The organism is Paenibacillus barcinonensis (assembly GCF_003217495.1).
In the GTDB taxonomy this organism is placed as follows: domain Bacteria; phylum Bacillota; class Bacilli; order Paenibacillales; family Paenibacillaceae; genus Paenibacillus; species Paenibacillus barcinonensis.
Genome location: NZ_QJSW01000061.1, coordinates 1 through 1,637 on the forward strand (window position 1 = coordinate 1; position 1,637 = coordinate 1,637).

Here is a 1,637-nt window from a genome sequence, read left to right on the forward strand (position 1 = left end):
CTGCGGCTCCTTCGGAGCCTGGGTCTGCGGGATGGATTTCGAGGAGGCATTTCAGCAGACAACCCCTTCGGGGTTCATGAATACAGGAACGTTATACGCAACCCCTGAGAGACAAAATATATTGATTGATGATAAATTACTCCGCGAGTTAATCCGATGATTCTTTGAATCCCTTCCAGCCGCGATACTAGATGGAGATCGAAGAGACATTGAAGGTCGAAGGGACATTAAAGATCGAAGAGACATTGAAGGTCGAAGGGATATTAAAGATCGAAGAGACATTGAAGGTCGAAGGGACATTAAAGATCGAAGGGACATTAAAGATCGAAGAGACATTGAAGGTCGAAGAGACATTACAGATTGAAGAGATATTGAAGGTCGAAAAGACATTGAAGATCGAAGGGACATGAAGGACAGGGCAAAGCATATTTTGGAGGTATTTCGAAGATGTCAGGGGAAGCGTATAACATAATATTCAAGCATCGGCTCCATTGGAGCCTTGGTCTGCTGGATGCAATTCGAGGAGGGAATTCAGCAGACAACCCCTTCGGGGTTCATGAATACAGGGACGTTATGTGACATACCAGAAACTATTTATTTAAGAGGGTGAACCTATGCAGCAAGTCGATCTAACCAAAACCCTTGAAGAGCTGGAAGGCGAATATTGGGATGAACCGAATTTTGCTTCCTCATTAGTGATACAAGTACATCAATTAAGGAAAAAACCTCTATACGAATTGAATAATGAAGATTTAAGACTTTTGATCGGACAACAAATAAATCTAAATTTGATTTTGCCACTAGGCATAGAGAAATTGATACAGAACCCATTAGAATCCGGAGATATGTACATCGGAGATTTATTTTGTTCGGTGCTCAAAGTAGAGAAGGAATATTGGAACGAACATAAAGAATTAAAGAATGAATTGGATGAAGTGATTAGAACCTATGAAGAAGCGAGAAATATAGTAGAAGAGCAAATACGTAAATACAGAAGCGATTTGTAAGTCAATTCAAGAAGTCGGTACACCACATAACATAATATTCACGCTGCGGGCATACGCCCTGGGTCCGGCATATACCGGACACTCGACATGCGTCGAGTCGTGAATACAGGAACGTTATTGGAACAGACTTGCAATGGATTAAAAACCTTGAATGGATCAGATGAAAGAATTGAAAGGTCAAAAATCGATTAACCAAAAAGGATCAAAGAAGAGATCAAATGACATGGAAGGACAAAAGCGATTTTAAAAAATCGGATTAAATAAAAGGTCAAGTAACATTTAAAAGATCAAAAGAGATTGAGGATCAAGGACATATTGAGAACGAAGACCATTGAAAATGAAATGACATAAAAAATGAGAACCATGAAAGATCAAAAAACACATAAAACACATACATGAAGAAACATTGAAGAGAAATGTGCAGTAGATTCGAAGAAGGCAAGACCGTCCAATAACATCATATTCAAGCAGCGGCTTCTTCGAAGCCTTGGTCTGCGAGGTGGATTTCGAGGAGGGATTTCAGCAGACAACCCCTTTGGGGTTCATGAATACAGGAACGTTATAAGAAATCCCCGCAATGATTATTAACTTATTAAGAAGAAGGAAGAAAAATGATGGAAAAGTTACTCA

General features: G+C 39.6%; 2 protein-coding genes. Both read left to right on the top strand.

From position 1 onward, the window contains the following. The first annotated feature begins 191 nt into the window (after positions 1–191). Entirely contained in the window at positions 192–410 is a 219-nt protein-coding gene (locus tag DFQ00_RS28615; protein WP_146236245.1) for a hypothetical protein, read from the top strand. Positions 411–614: 204 nt separating this feature from the next. Further along, complete coding sequence (locus DFQ00_RS28620) at positions 615–1,007, top strand: contact-dependent growth inhibition system immunity protein (protein WP_110899772.1); 393 nt, start codon at positions 615–617, stop codon at positions 1,005–1,007. Positions 1,008–1,637: the final 630 nt, after the last annotated feature.